The organism is Micromonospora phaseoli, from assembly GCF_900109115.1.
Taxonomy (GTDB): Bacteria; Actinomycetota; Actinomycetes; order Mycobacteriales; family Micromonosporaceae; genus Micromonospora; species Micromonospora phaseoli.
On record NZ_FNYV01000007.1, the window covers coordinates 271204 to 296507 of the forward strand.

The 25304-nt window shown below is 72.4% G+C and carries 21 protein-coding genes and 1 pseudogene; 7 read left to right on the forward strand and 15 right to left on the reverse strand.

Annotated elements, in window-relative coordinates; genetic code table 11:
- Positions 1-7 precede the first annotated feature (7 nt).
- The 11 genes from BMY89_RS19485 to BMY89_RS19525 all read right to left on the reverse strand — a co-directional run bounded on the left by BMY89_RS19485 (position 8) and on the right by BMY89_RS19525 (position 15444).
- Positions 8-1843: an NHL domain-containing thioredoxin family protein gene (locus BMY89_RS19485; protein ID WP_092381433.1), complete on the reverse strand. Its 1836-nt coding sequence runs from the start codon at positions 1841-1843 to the stop codon at positions 8-10.
- 388 nt (positions 1844-2231) lie between these two features.
- A complete protein-coding gene (locus BMY89_RS19490; RefSeq protein ID WP_092381434.1) occupies positions 2232-4739 on the reverse strand; it encodes an LppU/SCO3897 family protein in 2508 nt (835 codons plus the stop codon).
- A 342-nt stretch (positions 4740-5081) separates the two neighbouring features.
- Entirely contained in the window at positions 5082-5219 is a 138-nt protein-coding gene (locus BMY89_RS30460) for a hypothetical protein (RefSeq protein WP_170147722.1), read from the reverse strand.
- Between the two features lie 219 nt (positions 5220-5438).
- Positions 5439-6896, reverse strand: a complete 1458-nt coding sequence (locus BMY89_RS19495; protein ID WP_092381435.1) for a dihydrolipoamide acetyltransferase family protein — start codon at positions 6894-6896, stop codon at positions 5439-5441.
- 5 nt (positions 6897-6901) lie between these two features.
- Positions 6902-7891, reverse strand: a complete 990-nt coding sequence (locus BMY89_RS19500; protein WP_092381436.1) for an alpha-ketoacid dehydrogenase subunit beta — start codon at positions 7889-7891, stop codon at positions 6902-6904.
- Positions 7891-9066 (reverse strand): pyruvate dehydrogenase (acetyl-transferring) E1 component subunit alpha, encoded by a 1176-nt coding sequence (pdhA, locus tag BMY89_RS19505; protein WP_092381437.1) that lies wholly within the window; start codon positions 9064-9066, stop codon positions 7891-7893. Before pdhA ends, BMY89_RS19500 begins: the two co-directional genes overlap by 1 nt.
- A gap of 638 nt (positions 9067-9704) precedes the next feature.
- Entirely contained in the window at positions 9705-9977 is a 273-nt protein-coding gene (locus BMY89_RS31010; RefSeq protein WP_232521433.1) for a hypothetical protein, read from the reverse strand.
- An 18-nt stretch (positions 9978-9995) separates the two neighbouring features.
- A complete protein-coding gene (locus BMY89_RS31015; protein ID WP_232521434.1) occupies positions 9996-10373 on the reverse strand; it encodes a hypothetical protein in 378 nt (125 codons plus the stop codon).
- A gap of 183 nt (positions 10374-10556) precedes the next feature.
- The gene (locus tag BMY89_RS19515; protein ID WP_092381438.1) at positions 10557-11777 is read right to left on the reverse strand and encodes a hypothetical protein; all 1221 of its coding nucleotides are present in this window, start codon (positions 11775-11777) and stop codon (positions 10557-10559) included.
- A gap of 116 nt (positions 11778-11893) precedes the next feature.
- Positions 11894-13582: a GTPase gene (locus BMY89_RS19520; RefSeq protein WP_170147721.1), complete on the reverse strand. Its 1689-nt coding sequence runs from the start codon at positions 13580-13582 to the stop codon at positions 11894-11896.
- Positions 13579-15444 (reverse strand): P-loop NTPase family protein, encoded by a 1866-nt coding sequence (locus BMY89_RS19525; RefSeq protein ID WP_092381439.1) that lies wholly within the window; start codon positions 15442-15444, stop codon positions 13579-13581. Before BMY89_RS19525 ends, BMY89_RS19520 begins: the two co-directional genes overlap by 4 nt.
- 221 nt (positions 15445-15665) lie before the next feature.
- Here BMY89_RS19525 and dnaK point away from each other — a divergent pair, with 221 nt between their 5' ends.
- The 5 genes from dnaK (at position 15666) to BMY89_RS19550 (ending at position 20451) form a co-directional block, all read left to right on the forward strand.
- Entirely contained in the window at positions 15666-17549 is a 1884-nt protein-coding gene (dnaK, locus tag BMY89_RS19530; RefSeq protein ID WP_092381440.1) for a molecular chaperone DnaK, read from the forward strand.
- 46 nt (positions 17550-17595) lie between these two features.
- The gene (gene grpE, locus BMY89_RS19535) at positions 17596-18348 is read left to right on the forward strand and encodes a nucleotide exchange factor GrpE (RefSeq protein ID WP_092381441.1); all 753 of its coding nucleotides are present in this window, start codon (positions 17596-17598) and stop codon (positions 18346-18348) included.
- A gap of 84 nt (positions 18349-18432) precedes the next feature.
- The gene (dnaJ, locus tag BMY89_RS19540; protein WP_092381442.1) at positions 18433-19617 is read left to right on the forward strand and encodes a molecular chaperone DnaJ; all 1185 of its coding nucleotides are present in this window, start codon (positions 18433-18435) and stop codon (positions 19615-19617) included.
- A gap of 28 nt (positions 19618-19645) precedes the next feature.
- Positions 19646-20080: a heat shock protein transcriptional repressor HspR gene (locus BMY89_RS19545; protein WP_092381443.1), complete on the forward strand. Its 435-nt coding sequence runs from the start codon at positions 19646-19648 to the stop codon at positions 20078-20080.
- A 128-nt stretch (positions 20081-20208) separates the two neighbouring features.
- On the forward strand, positions 20209-20451 hold the full coding sequence (locus BMY89_RS19550; RefSeq protein ID WP_092381444.1) for a hypothetical protein: 243 nt from the start codon (positions 20209-20211) through the stop codon (positions 20449-20451).
- 86 nt (positions 20452-20537) lie between these two features.
- Here BMY89_RS19550 and BMY89_RS19555 read toward each other — a convergent pair whose 3' ends face one another.
- From BMY89_RS19555 to BMY89_RS19565, 3 genes are all read right to left on the reverse strand, one after another.
- Positions 20538-20966 carry a hypothetical protein gene (locus BMY89_RS19555; protein WP_092381445.1) on the reverse strand — a complete coding sequence of 143 codons (429 nt, stop codon included), beginning with the start codon at positions 20964-20966 and terminating at the stop codon, positions 20538-20540.
- 153 nt (positions 20967-21119) lie between these two features.
- Positions 21120-22331 carry a cation:proton antiporter gene (locus BMY89_RS19560; RefSeq protein WP_092381446.1) on the reverse strand — a complete coding sequence of 404 codons (1212 nt, stop codon included), beginning with the start codon at positions 22329-22331 and terminating at the stop codon, positions 21120-21122.
- A gap of 7 nt (positions 22332-22338) precedes the next feature.
- Entirely contained in the window at positions 22339-22836 is a 498-nt protein-coding gene (locus BMY89_RS19565) for a cation:proton antiporter regulatory subunit (protein WP_092381447.1), read from the reverse strand.
- A 31-nt stretch (positions 22837-22867) separates the two neighbouring features.
- Between BMY89_RS19565 and BMY89_RS19570 the strand changes: the two genes are divergently transcribed.
- On the forward strand, positions 22868-23989 hold the full coding sequence (locus tag BMY89_RS19570) for a hypothetical protein (RefSeq protein WP_092381448.1): 1122 nt from the start codon (positions 22868-22870) through the stop codon (positions 23987-23989).
- Positions 23990-24007: 18 nt separating this feature from the next.
- Here BMY89_RS19570 and BMY89_RS31480 read toward each other — a convergent pair.
- Positions 24008-24088: pseudogene (locus BMY89_RS31480) on the reverse strand (potassium transporter TrkA); the annotation flags it as partial.
- Positions 24089-24269: 181 nt separating this feature from the next.
- Between BMY89_RS31480 and BMY89_RS19575 the strand changes: the two are divergent.
- Positions 24270-25253 (forward strand): beta propeller repeat protein, encoded by a 984-nt coding sequence (locus tag BMY89_RS19575; protein ID WP_092381449.1) that lies wholly within the window; start codon positions 24270-24272, stop codon positions 25251-25253.
- The last annotated feature ends 51 nt before the right edge of the window (positions 25254-25304 follow it).

The following is a 25304-nucleotide window of genomic DNA, read 5'->3' on the forward strand; positions in this document are numbered from 1 at the left end:
GCGCCGGTCAGCCGGCGTCCATGCCGCGCAGGATCAACGGGAGCCGGGCCAGGCCGCCGTCGACGACGCGTACCGGTACGCCCCAGTCCTGCCGGGTCAGGTGGCAGGCAGCGTGCTCCACGTCGGCATCGCAGGTCGCCGCCTGGGCGGTAACCTGGAGCACCCCGTCGGTCACCGAGCCGTCGATCACCAGGCGGCGGGACAGCTCGGTGCTGGTGCCCGCCCCCTCGACCAGCAGTTCGGGTGGGGACGCGGAGACCACCAGCCGGGTGGACGGTCCGTACGTCTCGTCCAGCTTCTGGCCGGGCGCCGGAGTGAAGACGACGTCCAGGACGACCTCGCCGGCGGCCAGCTCGGTCGGGGTGCGTTCGGTGCGGTGCCGCGGGCCGTCCACGGTGCTCGCGCCGGCCGCCGAGAGGCTACCCGGGGCCAGCCGGGTGATCCGGTGCGCCGCGGACTCCACCACCAGCACCGTGCCGTCCGGGGTGAGCACCAGGTCGCTCGGCTCGGCCAGGCCCGTGGCCACGGTGGCGACCGAATCGGTCGTCGGGTCGTAACGACGCACGGCACCGTTGTACGTGTCGGCGATCAGCACCGAGCCGTCGGGCAGGGCACAGACGCCGAGCGGGTGCTGTAGCAGCGCCTGCGCCGCCGGCCCGTCCACGTGGCCGAAGTCGAACAGGCCTTGGCCGACGGCGGTACCCAGGACGCCGTTCTCGACGTACCGGATGGCGCTGGTCTCGCTGTCGGCGACCCAGAGCCGGGTCCCGTCGGTGGAGACGGCCAGGCCGGACGGCTGGGCCAGCCACGCTTGCGCCAGCGGGCCGTCGCGCAGCGCCTCCACGGTCGTACCGGCGTACATGCCCGCGGTGCGCTTGATCGGGTCGAACCACCACAACTGGTGGATGCCGGCCATGGCGATGACGATCTTCCCGTCGTACCAGGCGAGGTCCCAGGGCGAGGAGAGGTCGACCGAGAGCGCGTCGTGCGCGTGGTCGTCCACCGTGGACCGCCACTGCCGCCCGGTGCCGGCCACGGTGACCACCTCGCCCGTGGCGAGCCGCACCCCGCGCAGCAGATGGTTGACGGTGTCGGCGACCACCAGGTCGTAACCGGCGACCTCGGCGACGTGCGGCGGGAGCAGGCTCAACCCCTGCGGCTCGGAGAAGGTCGCGGCACCGCCCGGCCCGTCGGCCCGGCCCCGGCTGCCGTTGCCGATCGCCCGGACGACGGTCTCACCGTCGGCGGCCAACTCGACCACCCGGTGCCGGGCCGAGTCGGACACCAGCAGGCCGCCGTCGGGCAGGGCCACGGCCTTGCCCGGAAAACGCAGGGTGGTCTGCGGCTCGGCCGGCGGCACGTAGGGGCCGTCGCCCCGGTGCAGGGTGCCCTTGGCCTCCCCGGTGGCGATCAGGTCGTCGACGAGCCGGGCCAGCCCCTCGGCATGACCCTCACCGGCCATCGTGGCGACCACGTAGCCCTCCGGGTCGATCACCGCGAGGGTCGGCCAGGCGCGGGCCGCGTACTGCTGCCACATGTCCAGCTCGGGGTCGTCGAGTACGGGGTGGTGCACGCCGTACCGCTCGACGGCGGCGGCCAGCGCCGCCGGGTCCTTCTCGTGCTCGAACTTCGGTGAGTGCACGCCGATCACCACGAGGACGTCGGCGTACTTCTCCTCCAGCGGCCGCAGCTCGTCCAGCACATGCAGGCAGTTGATGCAGCAGAAAGTCCAGAAATCCGCTATTACGATCTTTCCCCGGAGATCAGCCAGCCGGATGGCCTTGCCGCCCGTGTTCAACCAGGCCCGGCCGCGAAGCTCGGGCGCCCGCACGCGTGCACTCATGCCCCCATCGTGCCTTACGACCGGCCGCCAGCCGGCCGGACAGGAGGCCGGAGAGGTGTACGCGACACCCCGAGGCGCGGACCCGCCCCGGGCTCGGCAGGGGGATAGCCGAACGCCGGGCGGGCGTCTTACTTCGAGGGGTGTGCCGGGACCCAGTCCGTGAAGCGCTTGTGCAGGTTCGCCGGCTCGCCGAACCGACTTGCGGCGGCCGTTCGGCCGTCAGCCCGGGCGCCGTGTCATCCAACACCGCAAACATTCTTGGTCACGGCACTAGCGGAGGGCTCACGAGTCTGAGCGCCGGGCGACACCGGGTGCCGACGGGCCGCCGACGACGCGAACGGCGGGGTCACGGGCGACCGTGACCCCGCCGTGGCGGTAAGTGGGTGGATCAGCCGCCGGTTGCCTGCTTGAGGCAGAGCACCGGGTTGGCGGTGGAGCCACGAAGGTCCACGTGCGGCATGACCGGGTCGGGGCACTTGTCCTTCGACTCGACCTTCGACACCACGGTGAAGGCCTCCGCCTCGGTGCATTCGGCGGCGACCGCGCTCTCCCCGGAGCGCTTGACGCAGGAGCCGACCGGCGGGTCGAACGCGCCCGTCTCCTCCGATCCGCCGATCATGCCGAGGAGCAGGAGCAGACCGAGCGGGATCGCCAGGATGAGTACGGCGGCAACCAGCACGGCGGCGAGCACCCGGCCGTTGCGTACCTTCGGCGCCGGGGCCTCTGGCGCCGGCTCGGCGACCGGCTTGAACGCGTCGAAGCGTCCCTGCTCCGACTCCGTCGTGGACGGTCCCGGGCTCCACGGCGGAGCCGACTGCGGGGGCGGCGGGAACGCCGAGTTGTGCTCGGAGCCGGTTTCCGGCCGGACGGGAGCACCGTAGGTGCCGCCCGGGCGCCCCGGGGGGCCGCCGAACGGGTCGTTGCCCGAGCCGCCGAACCGGTCGCCGGGCGGACCGCCGAACGGGTCGGCCGGGCGTTCGGGCTCGGCATGCGGCCGTACCCCGTTGAGCGGGCGGTTGCTCGGCGGGGCGTCGACGAAGGACGGTATCCCGGGCGGGAAGGCCGGGGGCGCCGCCGGTGAGGCGGGGGCGGCCGGGCCCGCGAACGCATCCCGCCCGCCAGCCGGCGGCTGGGGATCGGTGAAGCGTGACTCCGGGCCCTGGTCGAACCGTTCTGGCCCCTGGTCAAACCGCTCCGGACCCTGGTCGAACCGGGGCACCAGAGGTTGCTCGTCCTGCTCCTGAGCCGGCTCCTCGGCCTGCTCCGCGCGGGCCGGCCGGCCGTACACCCGTGGTTGTGGTGTCGACGACCCGGTCGGTCGCAGCGAATGGTCGGCCGGGGGCATCACCCGGCTGGCCAGCGGCACCGAGGCGCTCGCGGCGACGCCGCCAGCGGCGGGTGGGGTGGGCCGGCCCTCGGCCTCCGGGGAGGTGCGGGGAGCGGGGATGACCGGTCCGGCCGGTGACTGCGGTTCGTCGTGCCGCGACTCGGGCTGACCCCAGCCCATCGCTGCGGCCGCCTGGTCGACACCCGGACGGGCACCCTGCCCGGCCTGGTCATCGGTGAACGGTGGCGGCTGACCGTAGTCGGTGGGTGACGCGGCGCCCAGACTGGCGCCCGGTACCCGCTGCTCCTGTGGCGGCAGCGGCACCATGTTGGCCGGTGAGATGCCCGGAGCGGGGGCGGGCTGGTAGACCGGGACCTCCTCCGCCCGAGCTGCCTCGGGCTCGGCGTCGGCCTTGGGTGGGGTCGTCTCCGCGGCCCCGGCACGGCCCCACGCCTCACCGGCTGACCACGGCTCGATGTCGGGCAGCGAGCGATCGGCGGTGCTACGGGACGGCAGCGGCTCCGCAGTCGGGCTCCAGGTCGGCGGTGGCCCGGCGGCGGGGTTGCCGCCGGCCCAGCCGGTCGGCTCGCCCGGTGCGGGCGTGGCCGCCCAGTCGGGCTGTGCCGGCCGGTCGCCGCTGGTCTGCCAGCCCTCGGCCGGCTGCTCGGGGGCCCAGCCGTTGGCGGCGGGCTCCCGCCGCTGGCCGGTCGCCCAGCCCGGCTGTTCCTGCTGCTCGGCCGGCCAGCCCTCGGCACGGGCCGCGCCGTCGGTGGCGGGCCGGTGCGGCAATGCGGGGTCGGCCTGCGGCACCTGGGCGGTGGCCCGTGCCACCGGCTCGGCGCGGGCCGGCATCGGCGGCTCGACCTGGGCCCAGTCCGGCTGCGCCGGCTCGGGCTGGCTAGCGGGCGTGGCCCAACCGGGAGTCTGGTCGCCGGTGCGCGGCGCGGGAGTCCACTCTGACTGCTGGCCGCCGCCCCATCCGCCGGGCTGCCCAGAGGCGGGCTTGTTGGTGGCCCAGTCTGGCTGGCCGGAGGCGGCCGGCTGGTTGGTGGCCCAGTCGGGCTTGTTGGTGGCCCAGTCGGGTTGCCCGGAGGCAGGCTGACTGGGCGTCCACTCTCCAGGCTGCCCGGCGTCCGCTGGTGCGGACTCGGTGGCCCAGGCGGGGCTGGTCTGGGCCGGGCTGGTCTGGGCGCCGTTGGCCCAGGCGGGCTGCTCTGATGTGGACGGGGCAGCCGGAGCCCAGCCGGGGGCGGGCTGCTGCGGCTGGTCTCCCTGTGCCAGCCAGGACGGCTGGCTTCCAGCGGGCTGGTCCCAGGCACCGGGGGTCGGCGGTTCCGCCTGCCTGGTCGCCTGGGCGTTGCCCCACGGGCCCCCTTGCTGGTTGGCCCAGCCAGGTGTGGAGGCCTCCGGGCGGGCGGGCGGAGGTGGAGCCCAACCCAGATCGGGGGCGGTTGCGCCGTACCCGTTGTCCTGCTGAGCCGGTCGGTCGCCGTACGGCGCCGGTCCGCCGCCGCCCGGCGGCACCTCGTCCGGCTCCTGGCCGGGGCGGTGCGGGCCCTCGGACGTCATGCGTGCGCCTCCTCCATCACATGTCGGCCGCCGTCGCCGATGGTCTCGGCAGGGCAGCCGGCGTTGCCGGCAGACCGGCCGTGCCGGCTCCCCGCACCGTATCCCGGTGGCCGTTGGGGGGCTTCCGGGGAGCTTCGATCGTCACTGTCCGTCGCAGGGCGGTGTCGAGGTGCTTCTATCGCCTCGACCTGTCCCGAGCATGGACGACGACCGAACCCCACCGTACCGGGCGCTGCGTCGGGGCGGTATCCCGGTGTCAGCGCCCGGTCGTAACGCCGACGACCCGCCCGGGTTGCCCGGGCGGGTCGTCGATCTGGAGGAGGCGAATAACGTCTTGTGGCGTCAGTACATGTGACGCTGGGCGATGGCGAGGATCTCGTCGCGGACCGCAGGCGAACTGGCGGAGCGCAGGGCCCGCTCGATGGCGCGGGCGCGGCGGTTGGCGTCGCGGCGGTTGCGGATTCGCTCGATCATGCTCATGGTCTCTCTCCTCCTGGGCTATTCGGTTGTCGTCCCGTCTTGTCTCTATTGAAGCGCAGCGACGAGTGGAATGCCAGCGATTGTTAGGTGAGCTGGGCCATAAGCCTAAGAATCTTAGGTCCAACGTGGCGGCAGACAGGGTTTTCTTCGCCGAACGGCAACGGCCGGTGTGTCGGGCGTTAACCCGTTGCACACCGGCCGTTGCCGTCGTGTGGCGCGTCAGGTCCAGCCGAGCAGCGCCGCCTCCGGATCGGTGAGGAAGTCACCCACGTCGCGCAGGAACTTCGAGCCCAGCTCGCCGTCGATTATCCGGTGGTCGAAGGAGAGCCCGAGCGTGGTGACCAGGCGCGGTTTGACCTTGCCCTTGTGTACCCAGGGCATCTCGCGGACCGCACCGAAGGCCAGGATCGCCGACTCGCCCGGTGGCAGGATCGGCGTACCGGTGTCCACCCCGAACACCCCCACGTTGGTGATGGTCAGGGTGCCGCCCGCCATGTCGGCCGGCGAGGTCTTCCCGGTCTTGGCCGTCTGCACCAGGCCCGTCAACGCCTCCGCCAACTCGCGCAGGGTCAACCGGCCGGCGTCCTTGACGTTCGGCACGATCAGGCCGCGCTCGGTGGCCGCCGCGATACCCAGGTTGACGTACTCCTTGACGACGATCTCGTCGCCGGCCCAGGTCGAGTTGACCATCGGGTGCCGCCGCACCGCCAGCAGCACCGCCTTGGCGACCAGCAGCAGCGGCGACACGCGGACGTCCCGCCACTCGCGCCGCTCGCGCAGTCGATCCAGGGCCTTCATCGCCCGGGTCACGTCGACGGTCAGGAACTCCGTCACGTGCGGCGCGGTGAAGGCCGAGCGGGACATGTTCTCGGCGGTGAGCTTGCGTACCCCCTTGACCGGAATCCGCTGCTCACGGTCCGTGCCGAAGCTCGCGGCCGAGGTGGCCGACGCGGCCACCGTCAGCGGTTCGGCCGCTCCCGGGGCCGCCGCCCGCTGCACGTCCTCGCGGGTGATCGAGCCCAGTGGCCCCGACCCGGTCAACGTAACCAGGTCGACGCCGAGGTCCTTGGCGAGCTTGCGTACCGGTGGCTTGGCCAGGATCGGCCCGCCGACCCGGCCGTTGCCGTTGACCGCAGGCGACGCCGGAGCGGCCTGCACCGGCACCGGCACCGGAGCCGGCGCTGCCGGCGGCGCGGCGGTGGCCGATGCCGGGGCGGAGCCCTTGCGGGGCCGGCGCTTGGCCGCGGTGGTACGCGGGCCGTAGCCGACCAGGACCGCCGTGCGGCCACCCGGGGCGGGACCGCCGATCAGGCCCGGCTCCACCGCGCCCTCGGCCGGTGCGACCTCGACCGCGGCCAGCGATGCAGCCGACGGAGTTGGCAGGTGGGCGGAGGGCGTACCGGTGGTCGAGGACTCGACCGGCCCGGCACCGGGGTCGGTGTCGATCGCGATGATCGGCGTGCCGACCTCGACGGTGGTGCCCTCCGGGTGGAAGATCGCCTGGACCTGGCCGGCCCACTTCGCCGGGATCTCCACAGCCGCCTTGGCCGTCTCCACCTCGACGATCGGCTGGTTCAGCTCGATGGTGTCGCCCACCTTGACGAGCCAGCTGAGGATCTCGCCCTCGGTCAGCCCTTCACCCAGGTCGGGCAGGTTGAACTCCTTGATCCGGGACATGCCGCTCACCAGCCGAAGGAGCGGTCGACGGCGTCGAGCACCCGGTCGAGGTCGGGCAGGTACTCCTCCTCCACCCGGGCGGCCGGGTAGGGCGTGTCGAAGCCGGTCACCCGCAGCACCGGGGACTCCAGGGAGTAGAAGCACTCCTCGGTGATCCGTGCCGCGATCTCCGCGCCCATGCCCAGGTTGCCCGGGGCCTCGTGCACCACCACCGCGCGGCCGGTGCGCCGCACCGACTCGTAGACCACACCGAGGTCCAGCGGGGAGAGCGTACGCAGGTCGATGACCTCCAGGTTCCGGCCGTCCTCGGCGGCGGCGGTGGCCGCGTCGAGGCAGGTGCGGACCATCGGGCCGTACGCCAGCAGGGTGACGTCGCTGCCGGCCCGAGCCACCCGGGCGGCGTGCAGCGGGTACGCCTGCGACAGCGGGGCGTCCAGGTCGACCTGCCCCTTCTCCCAGTAGCGCCGCTTCGGCTCCAGGAACACGATCGGGTCGTCCGACGCGATCGCCTGCTGGATCATCACGTACGCGTCCTGCGGGCTGGCGCAGGAGACGACCTTCAGGCCGGCGGTGTGCGCGAAGTACGCCTCGGGCGACTCCGAGTGGTGCTCCACCGCGCCGATCCCGCCGCCGAACGGGATCCGGATGACCATCGGGATGTTCAGCTTGCCCCGCGAGCGGTAGTGCATCTTCGCCACCTGCGAAACGATCTGGTCGTACGCCGGGTAGACGAAGCCGTCGAACTGGATCTCGCAGACCGGACGGTAGCCGCGGATGGCCAGGCCGACCGCGGTGCCGATGATGCCGGACTCGGCGAGCGGCGTGTCGATCACCCGCTGGTCGCCGAAGTCCTTCTGGAGGCCGTCGGTGATCCGGAAGACGCCGCCGAGCTTGCCGACGTCCTCGCCCATGATGACGACCTTCGGGTCGTTCTCCAGGGCCCTGCGCAGGCCGACGTTGAGGGCCTTGCCGAGGGTGAGCGTCTCCGTGGCCATCAGTGGGCGCTCCCCTCGAACGACTCAAAGTACCGGCTGAACTGCGCGCGCTGCTCGTCCAGCAGCGGCGACCCGTTGGGGTAGACGTGGTCGAACATCGTGACCGGCTCCGGGTTCGGCATGGCCAACACCCGCTCGCGCAGGTCCACCGCCTCCCGACGGGCCTGCTCGTCGACCTCGGTGAAGAAGTCGGCGTCGGCGATCTTCTCCCGGTCCAGGAACGCCTTCATCCGGGCGATCGGGTCCTTGGCCTGCCAGGCCTCGACCTCGCTGGCGATGCGGTAGCGGGTCGGGTCGTCGGAGGTGGTGTGCGCACCCATCCGATAGGTGTACGCCTCGATGAGGCTCGGGCCCTGCCCGTGTCGGGCGTTGTCCAGCGCGTGCCGGGTCACCGCGTACGTGGCCAGCACGTCGTTGCCGTCGACCCGGATACCGGGGAAGCCGAAGCCGGCCGCGCGCCGGTAGAGGGGGATGCGGGTCTGCCGCTCCAGCGGCTCGGAGATGGCGTACTGGTTGTTCTGGCAGAAGAACACCAGCGGGGAGTTGAACACGCCGGCCCAGACGAACGCCTCGTTGACGTCGCCCTGGCTGGTGGCGCCGTCGCCGAAGTAGGCGATCACCGCCTCGCCGTCGTCGGTACCGGTCTTGCCGTCCATCGCGACGCCCATGGCGTACCCGGTCGCGTGCAGGGTCTGTGCCCCGATCACGATCGTGTACATGTTGAACTTGAACTCGTTCGGGTCCCAGCCGCCCTGGTCGACCCCGCGGAACAGGCCCAGCGGCATGATCGGGTCGATGCCGCGGCAGTAGAGCACGCCGTGCTCGCGGTAGGTGGGGAAGGCCATGTCCTGCGTACGCAGCGCCCGGCCCGAGCCGACCTGGGCCGCCTCCTGGCCGAGCAGGCTCGCCCAGATGCCCAGCTCACCCTGGCGTTGCAGGGCCGTCGCCTCGGCGTCCAGCTTCCGGACCAGCACCAGATCGCGATAGAGGCCGCGGTACTCCTCGTCGGTGAAGTCGACGCGGTACTCGGTGCCGTCCGGGCCGGTCACGCTCTCGATCCGCTCACCTTCGGGGGTGAGTAGCTGCACCAGCTCCGGATCGCCGGTCGTGGCCTTCCTGGATCGGGGTGCGGCGCGCCGGCCCCGCGTGGGGCCCCCGGGGTCGCCCTTTGCCATCCGTCTCTCCCTGTCGTGTCTGCGTCGGCACCGGGGGGTCACCCGGCCGCGCGACTCGTGCGCCCGACCCCGGCTGGTGCCGGGACCGGTTCCTGGCGACCGCGCCTAGCCCCGGTGGGGGTTGCCGCGCGGCGTGAGCCGGATTCATGGCCGAACCCGGTTCGGGAGCGCCGGTGCCCAGTCGCGCCTACCGCGTGGGTGCGCGGAGGTCGCGGCTGCGCTGCCGCCGTGGCTCCATACTCGCATCAGAGGTGAGTCCTCCCACACTCCACCTGCCCCGCATCCCGGGGCCGGTCCGCTTCGTTACCTGAATCGCCGGAGTTTCCGCGCGAGCGACGCGCGACCGATCCGGTCGGTTTCGTCACCATTCAGCCAGATACGCGTGTCGACACGCGGTGCGGGGTTGGCCGACGCAGAGTCACTGGCACAGGCTGTTCCCCGGACCCCGATGCAGCTGGACGAGGTCCGCCGGGCCGCACCGGGCGGTCGGAGTCCAGGGGCGACGACGAGGAGTACGTGGTGTCCGAACCAGGTGAAGGTCCCGGGCCGCCGATCCTCGGCCGGCACCGAGCAGCCGGCGGTTACCGCCGGGTGGTCGGTGCACACCGGGCGGCACGTACCACCGGGCCGAGCCGGGGTTACCTGCTGACCGTTGCGCTGCTGGCCGGCACCGCCTCGATGCCGGTCCTCGCGGCGATCAGTACCGGCTCGGCGACGGTCGGCAGCACCGCACTGCCGGACAGCAGCACGCCGTTCATCCCGACGCCCTCGGTCGGCCCGGTGGTGATCCCCCTGCCACCCACCGGTGCCCCGACGGTCACCGTGACGGCCGTGCCGTCGGTCGGGCCGGTGGTTCCGCCGGTCGACCCGGTGACACGTACGCCGCACCCGGTGCCCGCGGCCCCGCCCATGGGGCGGGTCCCGGAACGTCACCCGGTGCCGCCGGCGACCGTCCCCGCGCCCCGACCGCCCACCACCACGCCCGCTCCGCTGCCGGCACCCACCCCGACGCGTACCCCCACGCCCTCGCCGGCCCCGATGCCACCGACCGGTTCTCCGTCGCCGACCGGCGAGCCCGTCCCGCCCACGGCCTCGGCAGACCCGAGCGACCCGGTCGAACCGACCGCGTCGAACGATCCGTCGACGGAGCCGTCCGCATCAACGGGCCCGACCGCGTCCGCCGGCCCGACCGCGTCGAGCGACCCGTCCGCGTCGGCGGAGCCGTCCGCGTCGACCGGTCCCTCCGCATCCGCCGGTCCGACCGGCAGCGCTCCTGCACCGGAACCTTCGCCTACCGGCGTCACCACCGAACCGGTGCTCCCCAGCACGCCCGAGCGTAACGGCAGCGCCCGTTCCCGGGCGCGAATCCGGCTGCGGGAGCGCCGACGCTCCGGCGCGGGGTACGACGGGAAGTGCTGAACCGCCGGCAGCCCGCTGAGGCCCGGCCGTTCGTACCCGGGCGGACGGGGAGGACGGCGTCCGCCCGTCGGTCAGCCGTCGTCGGCGAGGCGGTGCCGGTTGGCCTCGATCCAGGCGTCGAGAGCGGCCGGGTCGTCCGGGTCGACGCCGTCGGCCATCAACTGGGCGACCGCGGCGGTGGCCGGGCTGCGGCGCTCACCGGTCGCGTAGAGCCGGACGAACTCCGGCACCATCTCCTCGATCGCGCTGTCCGTCGCGGCCACCGCCGGATCGGGCAGCCCGCGCCGGCGGGCCGCGTACCCGGCGAAGGCGCGCAGCACGCGGGGCAACATCGCCGCGTCGTCCATGTCCAACACGGCCCGGCGGTGCACCCAGTCGAGCAGGAAGAGCCCGGCGACGGTGGGGCTCCAGCGCAGCGGATCAGCGTCCGGGAAGGTGGCCGCGTGGTCGAGCAGCAGCCCCAGGCAGAAGTGCAGGGAGGCCAGTTCGGCGCCGTCCAGGGTGTCCAACCCGGCCCGGGTGGCGTCCGGTGAGTTCAGGAAACGACGGATCTCCGCGCTCCGCTCGGCGTCCGGCAACGGCTCGTCGGCCAGCCGGGGCGGTGGCGCGGTCGCGGCCGGCAGCACCGTCAACCGGGCCCCGACGAGCGCGCGGTCCGTGGCCAGCGAGGAAGCCCCCGGCAGCTGGCCCAGATCGTCGGTGACCGCCAGGTGCCGGCTCACCTCGGCGCGCATCCGGGTGGGGCTCTCCTCCCGGAACCAGGTCAACTCGTCGTCGGCACACAGCTGCCGGACCTGCTCCAGGATCCGACTGGCCGGACCGCCGACGAAGACGTCCTTGGCGATCCCGATGTTGTGGTCGACCAGTGCCACCAGCGCGTGCTCCGGCCCTCCGACAGCGTCGTCGTAGGCGAAGGTGGCCAGGTAGGAGGTCTGGTCGCCGTACACGTCGCCGTACGCCCAGGTGCCGGTGACGTGCACCTTGCCGAGCTGCCCGGACCAGGCCGGTGCGCTCGCGCCGGGGCGGACCCGGTCCGCCCCGACGGCATCTGGCACCAGGGCGGCGAAGACCGCCCGGACCGTGGTCGCCGCGGCGGTCCGCCGTCGCGAGGTGGCGGCGAGGAAACCGGCCACGAACTCGCGTACCGCTGCTTCCCGGTCGGTCTCCGCTATCTCGTACACGCTGCCCAGCAGAGCCGCGCCGAGCATCTCGGCGTCCAGCGCCGAGTCGAGCTTGGTCACGTCGCGTGCGGCGTGCAGCACCGCGTCGTAGGGGGTCTGTGGCGTGGCCATGACCCGACCCTACGCCGCTGATCGCCCGATGACGCGGTCAGCGAACCCGCCGGTGCGGCACGCGGTCGCACGCGGACGACCCGGCCTGTCGAAGCACCCCCGTTTGCAGCGGCCAGCTACCGGTGCCGGGCGACCTCCAGCACGGTACGCGCGTCGGCGTGCGCGGCGATCACCGTACGCACCGGGTCAAGCACGTGCTGTTCGCCGACGTGGGCGACCGCCCTGGTCAGCTGCGCCTCGGCCCGCTGGCCGGCCCGCCGCGCGGCCCATCGGGTGACCGGGCGGGTCAGGGCGGCCACCAGCAGCCCGGTCAGCAGCCCGCCGAGCAGCAGCAGGGTCGGCACCGGAACCTCACCGACCATCGGGTGCCGCAGCTCCGGCAGCCCCAGGGCCCGCATCGCGTAGCCGAGGACCAGCCAGCCCAGCCCGGCCGCCGCGGCGATCGTCACCAGCCACTGCACTGCGCCGACCAGTCGCCACCAGCGGCGCGGGCGGCTCATCCCGAGGTCGGCACCGGCGAGCGCGCCGTCCAGGGCGTCCGGCAGGTCGGCCAGGCGGGACCGGGCCGCCGCCGTCATCGCGTCCGGCCAGGCGTTCGGCAGCCCCGCCCCGGCTCGTTCGGCCACGGTCCGCAGCGCCAGCGCCAGCGCGGACTTGTCGGCCGCGCTGGGCTCGGGCACGGACGTCGCGGCGACCAGGCTCTCCGCCGGGTCGCTCGGGGCACCCTGCGGCCCCGGCAGATGCAGCCGGCGCAGCGGATCGGGACGCAGCCGCCGCAGAAGCCGGAACAGCGGCCAGCCGGTCGCCGCCGCCGCGCGGTGCCGGTACGCCTGCTCGACCGCAGCCACGACGGTCGGCACCCCGGCGGCGGTACCCAGCGCACGGTCCAGCGCGGCGACCGCCGGATCATCCGCGGCGAGCGCCGTGCGGGGCTCGCCGACCATGGCGTCCAGCGCGACGACGACGGAGTCCAGGTCCCCGGAGAGCCGACGCAGCGCGGCCTGCCGCTCGGCGACGGTGCGCTCCAGCGCCGCCCGCAGCCCGTCCGGGCCGGCCGGGTCGGTGATCGTGGTGGTCAGCAGGGGCACCCCTTCCAGGCCGTCCGCGTCGAGCAGGCGGCGCAGGTCGGCGAGCACCCGGGGCACCTCGGCCGGGGACAGCCGGTCGGTCTGGTTGAGCACGACCAGGGTGACGTCCCGGTGCCGGCGGAACTCGCGGAGGTAGCTGCGGTGCATCACCCGGTCGGCGTACTTCTGCGGGTCGACCACCCAGACCACGAGGTCCACCAGGCCGAGCAGCCGGTCCACCTCCAGCCGGTGCGAGTGCTGCACGGAGTCGAAGTCCGGCAGGTCGAGCAGGATCAGCCCGTGCATCGTGGACTCGTCGTCGCCGTCCAGCAGGCTCTCCCGGACGAAGCGGTGCCGTGGCAGCACACCGAGCCAGTCGAGCAGCCGGGTGCCGCCGTCGAGCGGCCCCCAGACGCAGGCGTGGGTCACACCGGTGGTGGGCCGGCGTACCCCGACGGGTGAGAGGTCCATCCGGGCCATCGCGTTGAACAGGCTCGACTTGCCGCTGCCGGTCGAGCCGGCCAGCGCTACCACGGTGTGGTCCCGGGAGAGCGCCAGCCGGGTACCGGCCCGTTCGACCAGGGTGCGCGCCGGAACCAGCGGAGTGTCCGGCAGGTGGCCGTCGACGATGCCGAGGAACCGGTGCACCGCCTCCAGCCGGGCGACCAGCTGGTCGGGGTCCACCCGGCCGTCGGCGATCCGCAGCGCCTCACGGAGGCGCCCACCCATGCCGGTCATGCGCGTTCCCGATCGTTCGCCTGGGTGTCCGCGCCCGCCCCGGGCGCACCGAACTCCGCGGTGACCTCGGCGAATCCGCTGCTCAGTCGGGCCACCTCCACCCGTTCGGCCGCCTGACGCAGCGCAGTCGCGGTCCCCGCAGCGGGCCGGGCCTGCTCGGTCCGGTCGAGATATCGGGCGGCCTCGGCGTCCAGCAGGGTCCGCACCCGCTCCAGCAGGTCCTCCCGGGCCTTGTTGGCCAGCGTACGCACAGCCTGGTCGCCGAAGATCGCCTGGAGCACCGCCTGACCGGCGATGGTGGTGCCGGCCCCGGTGGCGACCTCCAGCCCGGTCGGGATGAACGCGGTCGAGGCGAAGACCGCGATCATCACGACCAGCCCGGTGGCGTTGACCGCGTACGCCGCCGTCCGGGCCACGAAGCGCCGGTCGCCGCCCTCCACCCGGACCAGCTCCAGCACGCCCCGCTGCCAGTCCCGGACCAGCCGCTCGGCCTGTCCGGGCAGGCCGGCGGAGTGGTGGGCGAGGTCGGGTTCGACGAGTGCGGCCCCGGCCGGATGCGACTTCCAGCCGGTGTACGCGTGTTCGGCTGCTTCGGCGGCCACGCCCCGCAGCAGCGTCACCAGTTGGGACTCGATCGCGTCACGCAGCTCGGTGGCCGGGGCGGGGCGCCCGGTGAACGCGGCCACGACGCGGTCGCGCAGCCGGCCGATCCGTGCCTCCATCGTGCGGAAGAACTCGCCGGTCCCGATGAACTCCTGCCAACGGGCGAGCACCTCGCCCCGGAGCAGCCGACCGTCGCGTAGCCCCTGCTCGACCGTCCGGTTCGCGGCCCGGTATGCCGCGCGTACCCGTTCGTCCAGCGCGTCGGCGGCGTCCAGCTGCTCGTCGGCGGCCACGGCCAGACTCTCGACCGATGGTTGCAGGGCGCCCAGCGCGCCTCCCAGCGTCTGCCGGACGACCGCGGACCGGGCGTCCGCGTCGGCGGCGAGTCGGGCGAACCAGTCCGTCAGGGGTGCGGTGACCCGGCCCGGCAGCAGGCCCTGCCCGTCGACCCAGGTCTCCGGCAGCACGAACAGTGGGGCCGCGCCGAGGCCCTGTTCGGCGAGCATCTCGGCGAGGTGGGCGGCGACCTCGTCGGTCGCCTCGGTCGGCACCCGGTCGAGCACCAGGGCGATCACCGCACCCCGGGCCCGGGCGCCGTGCAGCAGCTCCCAGGGGACGGCGTCGGCGTACCGGGCGGCGGTCGTGACGAAGAGCCAGAGGTCGGCGGCGGCGAGCAGCTGGCCGGCCAGCGCCCGGTTGGCGTCGACCACCGAGTCGATGTCTGGTGCGTCCAGGAAGGCCAGCCCGGGCGGCAGTGCGGGAGCGGTGACCAGGTGCAGGCTGCGGGTATCCCCGTTGGGCTGGTTGGTGCGGGTCAGCCCGGGCAGCAGGTCGCCGCGGCGGAACCAGGCCGAGTCGGCCGGGTTGCAGACCAGGACCGGGGACCGGGTGGTCGGCCGCAGCACTCCCGCGGCGCTGACTCTGGCCTGTACCAGGCTGTTGACCAGGGTCGACTTGCCGGCGCCGGTGGAACCGCCGACCACCACGAGCAGTGGGGCATCGAGGCGGGAGAGCCGGGGCAGCAGGTAGTCGTCGAGTTGGTCGGTGAGCGCGGCGCTGATCCGTCCGGCCGGCTCGGCCGAGGGTAGGGCCAACGGGAACCGGGCCGCCCCGATCGCGGCACGCAGGCCGGTCAGGGCGTCGGGCAGGGTGTCGTCCCCGGTGGCCGCGGGCCGGTCCTTGCCGGCGCCGGTGAAGCCGGTGCGGGCTGCGACGGCGGGCGTCCCGGACGGTGAGGCGGTATCGCCGTTCGTCGTCACCGCTAAAGCGTGCCCGACCGACACAAGGTAAGACAACCGGTCGGTAGCGACTGGTGAGTTGCGCCAATCTGACTCAACCCTGACTTGACGATCGCCGGCGGCGTGGCACTATTGAGTCAAGTTCACTCAACTTGAGGTGGGGTCGCTGCGGGCGGCGCCCGCCGGCCAGGGCGACAGGGCAGCCTGTCACCTGCTCAACGTTACGAAGCGAGGAAGCGAAGATGGCACGTGCGGTCGGTATCGACCTCGGCACGACGAACTCCTGCGTCAGCGTTCTGGAGGGCGGTGAGCCTACCGTCATCGCCAACGCAGAGGGCTCGCGGACGACCCCGTCGATCGTCGCGTTCGCCCGCAACGGCGAGGTGCTCGTCGGCGAGGTGGCCAAGCGTCAGGCGGTGACGAACCCGGACCGGACGATCCGCTCGGTCAAGCGGGAGATCGGCACCAACTGGTCCGTCGACATCGACGGCAAGAAGTACACCCCGCAGGAGATCTCGGCTCGTACGCTGATGAAGCTCAAGCGGGACGCGGAGGCCTACCTGGGCGAGCAGATCACCGACGCGGTGATCACCGTCCCGGCCTACTTCAACGACGGCCAGCGCCAGGCCACCAAGGAGGCCGGTGAGATCGCCGGCTTCAACGTCCTGCGGATCGTCAACGAGCCGACCGCGGCCGCCCTGGCGTACGGGCTGGACAAGGGCTCCAAGGAGCAGACCGTCCTGGTCTTCGACCTCGGTGGCGGCACCTTCGACGTGTCGCTGCTGGAGCTGGCCGAGGGCGTCATCGAGGTGAAGTCGACCAGCGGCGACAACCTGCTCGGTGGCGACGACTGGGACCAGCGGATCATCGACCACCTGGTGAAGACCTTCCGCGGCGAGCACGGCATCGATCTGGCGCAGGACAAGATGGCGATGCAGCGGCTCAAGGAAGCGGCCGAGAAGGCCAAGATCGAGCTGTCCGCGGCCACTACCTCCAACATCAACCTGCCGTACATCACCGCCGGTGCGGCCGGGCCGCTGCACCTGGACGTGACGCTGAGCCGGGCCGAGTTCCAGCGGATGACGCAGGACCTGCTGGACCGCTGCAAGGGCCCGTTCGAGCAGGCCGTGAAGGACGCGGGCATCAAGGTCGCCGACGTCGAGCACGTGATCCTGGTCGGCGGTTCGACCCGGATGCCGGCCGTGACCGACCTGGTCAAGCAGCTCACCGGGCGCGAGCCCAACAAGGGCGTCAACCCGGACGAGGTCGTCGCGGTCGGTGCCGCCCTGCAGGCCGGTGTGCTCAAGGGCGAGGTCAAGGACGTCCTGCTGCTCGACGTCACCCCGCTGAGCCTCGGCATCGAGACCAAGGGCGGCATCTTCACCAAGCTGATCGAGCGCAACACCACCATCCCGACCAAGCGTTCCGAGGTGTTCACCACCGCCGACGACAACCAGCCGTCGGTGCTGATCCAGGTCTTCCAGGGTGAGCGCGAGATCGCCGCGTACAACAAGAAGCTCGGCACCTTCGAGCTGACCGGCCTGCCGCCGGCCCCGCGTGGTGTGCCGCAGATCGAGGTCACCTTCGACATCGACGCCAACGGCATCGTCAACGTGCACGCCAAGGATCTGGGCACCGGCAAGGAACAGAAGATGACCATCACCGGTGGCTCCTCGCTGCCGAAGGATGACATCGAGCGGATGCGCCGGGACGCCGAGGAGCACGCGGAGGAGGACAAGCGTCGCCGCGACGAGGCCGAGAGCCGCAACGTGGCCGAGGCCCTGCAGTGGCAGACCGAGAAGTTCCTCGCCGAGAACGGTGACAAGCTCCCGGCGGAGAACCGCGACAAGCTCAACGAGGCCCTCGGCGAGCTGCGTGGTGCGCTGGGTGGCAGTGACATCGAAAAGATCAAGTCGGCGCACGAGAAGCTCGCGCAGGTTTCGCAGGAGGCGGGCTCGCTGCTCTACGCCCAGCAGGCCGAGCAGACCCAGCCGGACGCTGCGGCCGGTGCTGGTGCGACCGGCGCCGGTGCTGCCGGTGCGGCCGGTCCCGGTGCGGCCGGCGGCGCGCGGTCCGGCGCGGACGACGTGGTCGACGCGGAGATCGTGGACGAGGACAAGAAGTGACGGTCCGGGTGATCCGAGCTCACGGGCAGAGGGATGAGGTAGTCGTATGACGGAGAAGCCACGAGCCGCCGACCCGGGTCGCACCGGGTCGGCGCCGGGTGGCTCGGCGTCCGAGCCGGCCACCGGCGATGCGCCGCGGGTCGTCATCCGCAACAATCGCAAGATCAGCCAGATCAGCGAGCCCGAGGGTACCGCCGCCGACGCCGGGCCGAACGTGCCGGCGGAGGGCCTGGTCGAGGACGCCGAGGTCGTGGTCGACTCGATCGAGGTCGAGACCAGCGCGCTGAGCGAATCGTCGGCCAGCGAGGGAGCGCCGGTGGTGGACTCTCCGGCGCAGCCCGTCGGTGAGCCGTCGGAGACGGCCGGTGCCGAGCTGGCCGCGCTCCGCGCCGAACTGGAAGAGCGGACCCGGGACGTGCAGCGGGTGTCGGCCGAGTACGCCAACTACCGCAAGCGGGTCGAGCGGGACCGTGGCCTGGTCACCGAGCAGGCGACCGGTTCCGTGCTCGCCGCCCTGCTGCCCATCCTGGACGACCTCGACCGGGCCCGGGAGCACGGCGATCTCGTCGGCCCGTTCGGATCGGTGGCCGAGCAGCTGACCACCACGCTGGGCAAGTTCGGGTTGACCCCGTTCGGCGTGCAGGGTGACCCGTTCGACCCGACACGGCACGAGGCGGTGGCCCATCAGACCTCGGCCGACGTCACCGAGCCGACCTGCGTGCAGGTGATGCGTCGGGGTTACCAGATCGGTGAGCGACTGCTGCGGCCCGCGATGGTCGCGGTGGCCGAACCGGAATAGTGCGCGACGGTGACCTGGCCGCCCCGCTCGCCGACATCCGGCGGGCGGGGCGGCTCGGGCCCGAGGCGGGGAGGAGGTGCACGGGTGAGTTCCAAGGACTGGATCGAGAAGGACTACTACGCGGTCCTGGGGGTGGCGAAGACCACTCCCAGTGACGAGATCAAGAAGGCGTATCGGAAGCTGGCCCGCGAATCGCACCCGGACCACAATCCCGGTGACCCGAGGGCCGAGGAGCGCTTCAAGGCGGTCTCCGAGGCGTACGCGGTGCTCGGCGACGACGCGAAGCGTCACGAGTACGACGAGATGCGCTCGCTGTTCGGCTCGGGCGCGTTCCGGCGGGGCGCTCGCCAGCCGGGTCAGCCGGGTCAGCCGGGCGGCGTGCCGTTCGACGTCTCCGACCTGTTCGGCGGCGCGCAGGCCGGTGGTGGCCGCTTCGCCGGCGGTGGCATCTCCGACCTGTTCAGCTCGATCTTCTCGGGCGGTGGGGGTGGCGCGGGCGCACCCGGCCCGGCCCGGGGGCGCGACATCGAGACCGAGGTGGCGCTCGACTTCAACGACGCCGTCCGGGGCGTGACCCTGCCGTTGACGCTGCGGGCACCCGGTGTCTGCGACACCTGCCACGGCAACGGCGCCAAGCCCGGTACCCAGCCGCGTGCCTGCCCGGTCTGTCACGGCGCCGGCGTGACCAACCGGAACCAGGGTGCGTTCAGCTTCTCCGAGCCGTGCCGCAACTGCCAGGGCGTCGGCACGGTGGTGGACGAGAAGTGCCCGGAGTGCCAGGGCACCGGCGGGGTCACCAAGACCCGTACGCTCAACGTCCGCTTTCCGGGCGGGGTGGCCGACGGCCAACGGATCCGGTTGGCCGGCCGGGGCGAGCCGGGCGAGCGCGGCGGTCCGGCGGGCGATCTCTTCGTGCACGTGAAGGTCCGGCCGGACGAGCTGTTCGGGCGCACCGGTGACGACCTCACCCTGACCGTCCCGATCACATTCACGGAGGCGGTGCTCGGCACGGACCTGCGGGTGCCGACTCTCGACGGTGCGGTGACGCTGCGGGTGCCACCCGGCACGCCTAGCGGGCGGATTCTGCGGGCGCGGGGCAAGGGGGTCAGCCGCCGGGACGGCCAAGCCGGCGACCTGCTGGTCACTCTCGACGTGGTGGTGCCGGCGCAGGTCTCCGACGAGGCGCGGGCGGCGCTGGAGACATTCGCCGAGCAGACCCCGCCGGCGGCCCGGGAACATCTCGACGCACGGGTGCGTCGGGTCGGTTGATCGGTGAAGTGGTGCGGAGGTGAGCGGGATGAGCGGGTTCGGCTCGGATGACCCTGCCTACGAGGCCAAGGTGCTGATGATCTCGGTTGCGGCGCGGATGGCGGGGATGCACCCGCAGACGCTGCGCCAGTACGACCGGCTCGGTCTGGTGCAGGCCGGCCGGGCAGCCGGTGGTGGGCGGCGGTACAGCGTCCGGGACGTGGTGCTGCTGCGCGAGGTGCAGCGGCTCAGCCAGGACGACGGAGTCAACCTCGCCGGGATCAAACGGATCATCGGGCTGGAGCAGTTGCTGGAGCAGGCGCAGCAGCGGGTCGCTCAGCTGGAGGCCGAGCTGGAGGCCGCGTACCGCCGGATGGCCGAGTTGGAGTCGCTGGCCCGCTTTCCCGGCCGTGACCTGGTCCCGACCAACCAGACCTCGACGGCCCTGGTGGTCTGGCGGCCCCGCCGCAGCCCCGGCCGCTGACCCGAGTCGCTCCCGGCGGCCGTACCCACACTTCACGGAAACCCGAGCGAGGGCCAGGTTCGCTCCGCTAGCCTCGTGAAATCAGGTCCAACCACCTGAATCCGGACTCCAAGCTGGCGGGGGGAGCCATGGCGGAATCAGCGAGGAAGGTGGCCGAAGAGGCGGAGCACCGGCTCGACAACCTGGCCGAGGACGTCCGGCAGCGATTCGACCGGATCTCCGGCGGACGCTTCTCCGACCAGGTCAAAGCCGGCAGGTTCAGTGGCCGCGGCGACTCGGGTGGCCCCAGCAGGAGCGGACAGGTCGGCCAAGGCGCCGGTCGGGCGCGTAGCGACCAGCACCGTCGCCAACGGGGCGGATCGGCCCGCTGAGGATCTGTTGACGTGCGGGCCGGGAGCCACGGGGGGTCCCGGCCCGTTCGCCGGCTGACCCGGCGCGACCGGGACCGGATCCGACCTCAGAGTCGACGGTTCTCCCGCACCAGCCCACCCTCGCACCACTCCCGGTAGACGAACAGCTCCGGCCGGGACAGCAGCACTCGGCTGTTGTGCGCCCAGGCGCGCATCATCTCGTCGCCGTTGCGCTCGGCCTGGTCCACCAGCTTGCGGAAGCGTCGCTTCGGGTGCGCCCGGAAGTTCGTCCGGATCCCGTCCGCCGCGTAGATGTAGAGGCAGTGCAGCGCGAACCGGCGGGCCGGGCAGCGCGGGTCCATCGCCAGTTCGAACAGCGTCATCACCAGCCGGTCGCCGGAGACCAGCAGGTCCCAGTCGGGCGGCATGGACGTCAAAGGGACGGAATCCGGGTGGTACGCCCAGGCCCGCAACTCCGCCGGGGACGGGTCGACGGGGTTGGCAAAGCCGTGGAACGCTGACTCCTGCACGCTCACCGGCCAACCTTCCGCTCTCGGCTGCGGGGGCGTCCGCCCGCCACGAACCCTGGCTGCTGGGGCGAAACGTTAACGCGGTACTGGTGAGTACCGGTAGCCCTTGTAGGAAGCAATTCGGCATCTGTTGGTTCGAGGAGTCATCCGGGGGGTCGGTCAGGCATTCTCCACCGCCTTGGCCGCCCTGGCCCGCTGTAGCGCCGCCCGGGCCCGCAGCCAGCGCCGGAACCAGGCGAAGTCCGGCAACCGGGCCAGCATCGGACCGGTGATCACGGTGATCAGCACGTACGTCGCGGCGAGCGCCGCCAACTTCGGCGTGACGCTGCCGGCCGCCACCGCGAGCCCGGCGATGACGATGGAGAACTCGCCCCGAGGTGTCAGGACCAGCCCGGCCCGCCACCGACCGGGTTCGGCGATGCCGGCCCGGCGGGCGGCCAGGTAACCGGTCAGGGTCTTGGTCGCCATGGTCACCATCGCGAGCAGCAGCGCGGGCAGCAGCACCGGCGGGATGTGTCGCGGGTTGGTGGCGAGCCCGAAGAAGACGAAGAAGACGGCGGCGAACAGGTCACGCAGCGGAGTCAGTACCTCGGTGGCGTGATGGGCGACCGGCCCGGAGAGGGCGATACCGACCAGGAACGCGCCGACCGCCGCAGACACCTGGAGCTTCGCCGCGATCCCGGCCACCAGCAGGGTCAGACCGAGCACGCCGAGCAGCAGCGACTCGGCGTTGCCGACCGACATCGCCCGGGAGATGAGGTTGCCGTAGCGCAGGGCGACCACCAGCACCGTGACCACGGTCAGCAGCGCGACGCCGAGGCCGAGGCCGCCCTTGACCAACCCGACGCCGGCGAGCAGCGCGGTCAGCAGCGGCAGGTAGAAGGCCATCGCCAGGTCCTCGATCACCAGCACCGAGAGGACCACCGGGGTCTCCCGGTTGCCGATCCGGCCCAGGTCGGCCAGGAGCTTCGCGATCACACCTGAGGACGAGATCCAGGTGATCCCGCCGAGCACCACCGCGGCCACCCAACCCCAGCCGAGCAGCAGCGCGAACGCCGCACCCGGCAGGGCGTTGAGCACCGCGTCGATCAACCCCGCTGGGGCGGCCGACCGGAGGTTGCCGACCAGTTCGTCGGCCGAGTACTCCAGGCCGAGCATCACCAGCAGCAGGATCACGCCGATCTCGGCGCCGACGGCGAAGAACTCCTCGCTGGCACTCAACTCCAGAATGCCACCGTGCCCGAAGGCCAGACCCGCCAGTAGATACAGCGGGATCGGGGAGAGCCCGATCCGACGCCCGAGCCGCCCGAGCAGCCCGAGCAGGAACAGCAGTGCGCCGACTTCGACGAGCAGATCGGTGAAGTCGTGCATCGGCGGCTCAGCCAGCCGAATCGCCGGCGAAGATCGCGTTGACCCCGTCCAGGCCCCGCCGGTTGCCGACGACGACGACCACGTCCCCCGCCGCGAAACGGAAGGTCGGTGACGGCGAGACGATCACCTCGCCGGCGCGCAGGATGGCCACGATCGAGGCACCGGTGCGGGTGCGTACCTTCGCCTCACCCATCGGTCGGTTGAGGTAGGTCGAGGAGGTCGGGATGGCGATCTGCTCGGTGAGCAATCCGGCGGCCTGTTCGCGTAGCCCGGAGAGCTGCCCGAGGATCAACGAAGCACCGAGGATGTCGGCCAGCGCCGCCGCCTCGTCGTCGGTGAGCGGAACGTCCGCGGCGGAGCCGTCCGGATCGTCCGAGTCGTACAGAACCAGGTCACGGCGACCGTTGCGGTGGGAGACGACCCCCAGACGCCGGCCGGATTCGGTCATCATGTCATGACGTACGCCGATGCCTGGTAAGGCGGTCTGTTCGACTCGTGCTCGCACGGGCTCAGGCTACTCTCGCGACGGAGGCCGCATGACCACCCGCCGGGCCTGCTCGTTGATCCTGCCTGCCCTGTTGGCGGTGCTCTCCGGCTGTGCGATCGGGGACGTCCGCCGTACTCCACCGGGGCCGTCGAACAGCGCCTCCCCGATATCGCCGCCGCCGTCCCCCAGGCCCGTCGCGGAGACCCGTACCACCCGTCTCGCCGTCCCGAAGAAGTACGACCGGCCGTACGTCGAGTTCGCCGACGTCCGGAACGGATACGCACTCTTCGCCGTCTGTGACGGTCTGCCACCCGGTCCGGAATGTCCTGCCCTGCTCTGGTCCACCCGCGATGGCGGCCTTTCCTGGCAGCAGTTGCGCCATCCGAAGCCGGTGGCCGACAACCAGCAGTTGTACACCGCCGCGGGAATGCTGGCGCTGGTGGCCGAACCGCACGGCTGGTGGACCTCCACCGACGGCGGCGAGACCTTCGACCACAGCCCGGGCCTTGCCGCGCCCCCGCGGTGGTGGGCGGCCGAGGGCAGGTTTCGGGTCATCGACCACTCGGGGACGGTGGGTCGCTGGGACGGCACGATGCTCCGCCCGCTGCGCACCCAACCGTCGATACCCGCGCTGAACACGGTCGTGCAGGGCGATGGGAGGACAGTGACCGCGGGCGGCACCGAGTACCGGGGGCCCGTGGTGGCGGCGGGCGCGGGTGAGGACGGCCGACTGTACGCCGCGATCTCCTGGGACGAGGGGCGGAGTTGGGAGCGGACCCCGGTGCCGACGCCAGACGGCGAGGTGGGCGTGCTTCGGGCGGAGTTGGCGGGCGGTCAACTCTGGCTGATCGGTGAGCGGCCCGACCGGACGAGCTTCCCGGCGCTGTGGCGGCTCGAGGCCAGCGGGTGGCAACCGGTATCCGCGCAGGGGCACCCGGAGTCGGGGCAGGCGGTGCCGCTCGGTGGTCTGGTGGCGATAGTCAGTCCGCAGGGTGCCGGAGTGGTGGCCGGCGGTTGGTACATGGATCTGCCCTGGCCGGTCACCAGCGAGCATCACCTGCGTTTGCTGCCCGATGACACCCTTTTCGCGGTCTCCGAGGAGGAAATCCTGCTGGGTGTCGGCAATCTCGCCGACCGCACCTGGACGGCGGTGATCATCGAGACGATCTGATGTCGGCCGCGCCTCCGCCCCCAACCGCGGGCCGGACTCCGTCATCATGTCGTGACGTACGCCGATCCCCGGTAGTGCAGTCCGTGCGACACGTGATCGGGCGCGCTCAGGCTACTTTCGTGCTGGAGGCCGAATGACCGCGCGTCGAGTCCGCTCTCTGCTCCTGTCTGCGCTGGTGGCGGCGCTTGCAGGTTGTTCGATCGGGGATGTCCGCCGTACCGCGCCGGCACCTGAGCCGACGGTGTCGGACAGCGCCTCCCCACCGCCGGCCCCGAGGCCCGTGGCGGAGACCCGCACCACCCGCCTCGCCGTCCCGGAGCGGTACGACCCGCCGTACGTCGAATTCGTCGACGCCGAGGGCGGCTACGCCCTCTTCGCCGCCTGCGACGGCCGCCCGCCTGGGCCGGACTGCCCGGCCCTGCTCTGGTCGACCCGCGACGGTGGCCGGTCCTGGCAGCAGCTGCGCCATCCGAAGCCGGTGGCGGACAACCAGCAGTTGTACGCCACCGTCGACGTGCTCGCCCTCCACGCCGAGCCGCACGGCTGGTGGAGCTCCACCGACGGCGGCGAGACCTTCCGGCACAGCCCGGGGGAGGATGCCCCGGCCAGCTGGCAGGAGACCCAGGGGCGGTTCCAGATCATCGAAGGTTCGGGCGAGGTGGGTCGCTGGAACGGCCGAAGGCTGCGCCCGGTGCCCGCCCAGCCGCCGCTGTCCGCGACACACGCGGTCGCGGTCGGTGACGAGCTGATCAGCAATTCGGACGGGACGACGTTCGACGTGCCGCTGATCGCGGCCGGGCTGTCCAAGGATGGCCGGCCGGCCGTCGTGCAGTCCTGGGACGAGGGGCGGAGTTGGCATGCGGGGGAGCTGCTGCCGGACGCCGGCGAGGTGAGCGTGCTGCGCGTGGTGCTGCGACCCGACGGGCAGTGGCTGATCGGCGAGCGGCCCGACCGCACGGGCTTTCCGGCACTGTGGCGAGGCAACGCCGGGGGCGGTTGGTTCAGGGTGTACGCCGAGGGGCATCCGGAATCGGGGCGGGTGACACCCCTGGGTGGCAGCACGGCGGCGGTGATCAGTCCTCGTGGTGCGGGTGCCGTCATCGGTGGCCGCTACCAGGACCTGCCGTGGCCGGTGACCGCCGAGCACACCCTGCGGGTGCTGGCCGACGGCACGTTGTTCGCAGCCGCACCGCAGGGTGTTCTGCTCGGCACGGGCCAGCACGCCGAGCGAAACTGGGTAGCGATCAACCTGGACGGTGACTGATACCGGATGTGACTCAGGTCACGTGATTGGGTTGAGTGGAATAGGCTCAAC

Coding starts and splice junctions, on each gene's coding strand:
- BMY89_RS19485 (WP_092381433.1), bottom strand. CDS start 1,843: ATGAGTGCACGCGTGCGGGCGCCCGAGCTTCGCGGCCGGGCCTGGTTG.
- BMY89_RS19490 (WP_092381434.1), bottom strand. CDS start 4,739: ATGACGTCCGAGGGCCCGCACCGCCCCGGCCAGGAGCCGGACGAGGTG.
- BMY89_RS30460 (WP_170147722.1), bottom strand. CDS start 5,219: ATGAGCATGATCGAGCGAATCCGCAACCGCCGCGACGCCAACCGCCGC.
- BMY89_RS19495 (WP_092381435.1), bottom strand. CDS start 6,896: ATGTCCCGGATCAAGGAGTTCAACCTGCCCGACCTGGGTGAAGGGCTG.
- BMY89_RS19500 (WP_092381436.1), bottom strand. CDS start 7,891: ATGGCCACGGAGACGCTCACCCTCGGCAAGGCCCTCAACGTCGGCCTG.
- pdhA (WP_092381437.1), bottom strand. CDS start 9,066: ATGGCAAAGGGCGACCCCGGGGGCCCCACGCGGGGCCGGCGCGCCGCA.
- BMY89_RS31010 (WP_232521433.1), bottom strand. CDS start 9,977: ATGGGCGGGGCCGCGGGCACCGGGTGCGGCGTACGTGTCACCGGGTCG.
- BMY89_RS19515 (WP_092381438.1), bottom strand. CDS start 11,777: ATGGCCACGCCACAGACCCCCTACGACGCGGTGCTGCACGCCGCACGC.
- BMY89_RS19520 (WP_170147721.1), bottom strand. CDS start 13,582: ATGACCGGCATGGGTGGGCGCCTCCGTGAGGCGCTGCGGATCGCCGAC.
- dnaK (WP_092381440.1), top strand. CDS start 15,666: ATGGCACGTGCGGTCGGTATCGACCTCGGCACGACGAACTCCTGCGTC.
- grpE (WP_092381441.1), top strand. CDS start 17,596: ATGACGGAGAAGCCACGAGCCGCCGACCCGGGTCGCACCGGGTCGGCG.
- BMY89_RS19545 (WP_092381443.1), top strand. CDS start 19,646: ATGAGCGGGTTCGGCTCGGATGACCCTGCCTACGAGGCCAAGGTGCTG.
- BMY89_RS19550 (WP_092381444.1), top strand. CDS start 20,209: ATGGCGGAATCAGCGAGGAAGGTGGCCGAAGAGGCGGAGCACCGGCTC.
- BMY89_RS19560 (WP_092381446.1), bottom strand. CDS start 22,331: ATGCACGACTTCACCGATCTGCTCGTCGAAGTCGGCGCACTGCTGTTC.
- BMY89_RS19570 (WP_092381448.1), top strand. CDS start 22,868: ATGACCACCCGCCGGGCCTGCTCGTTGATCCTGCCTGCCCTGTTGGCG.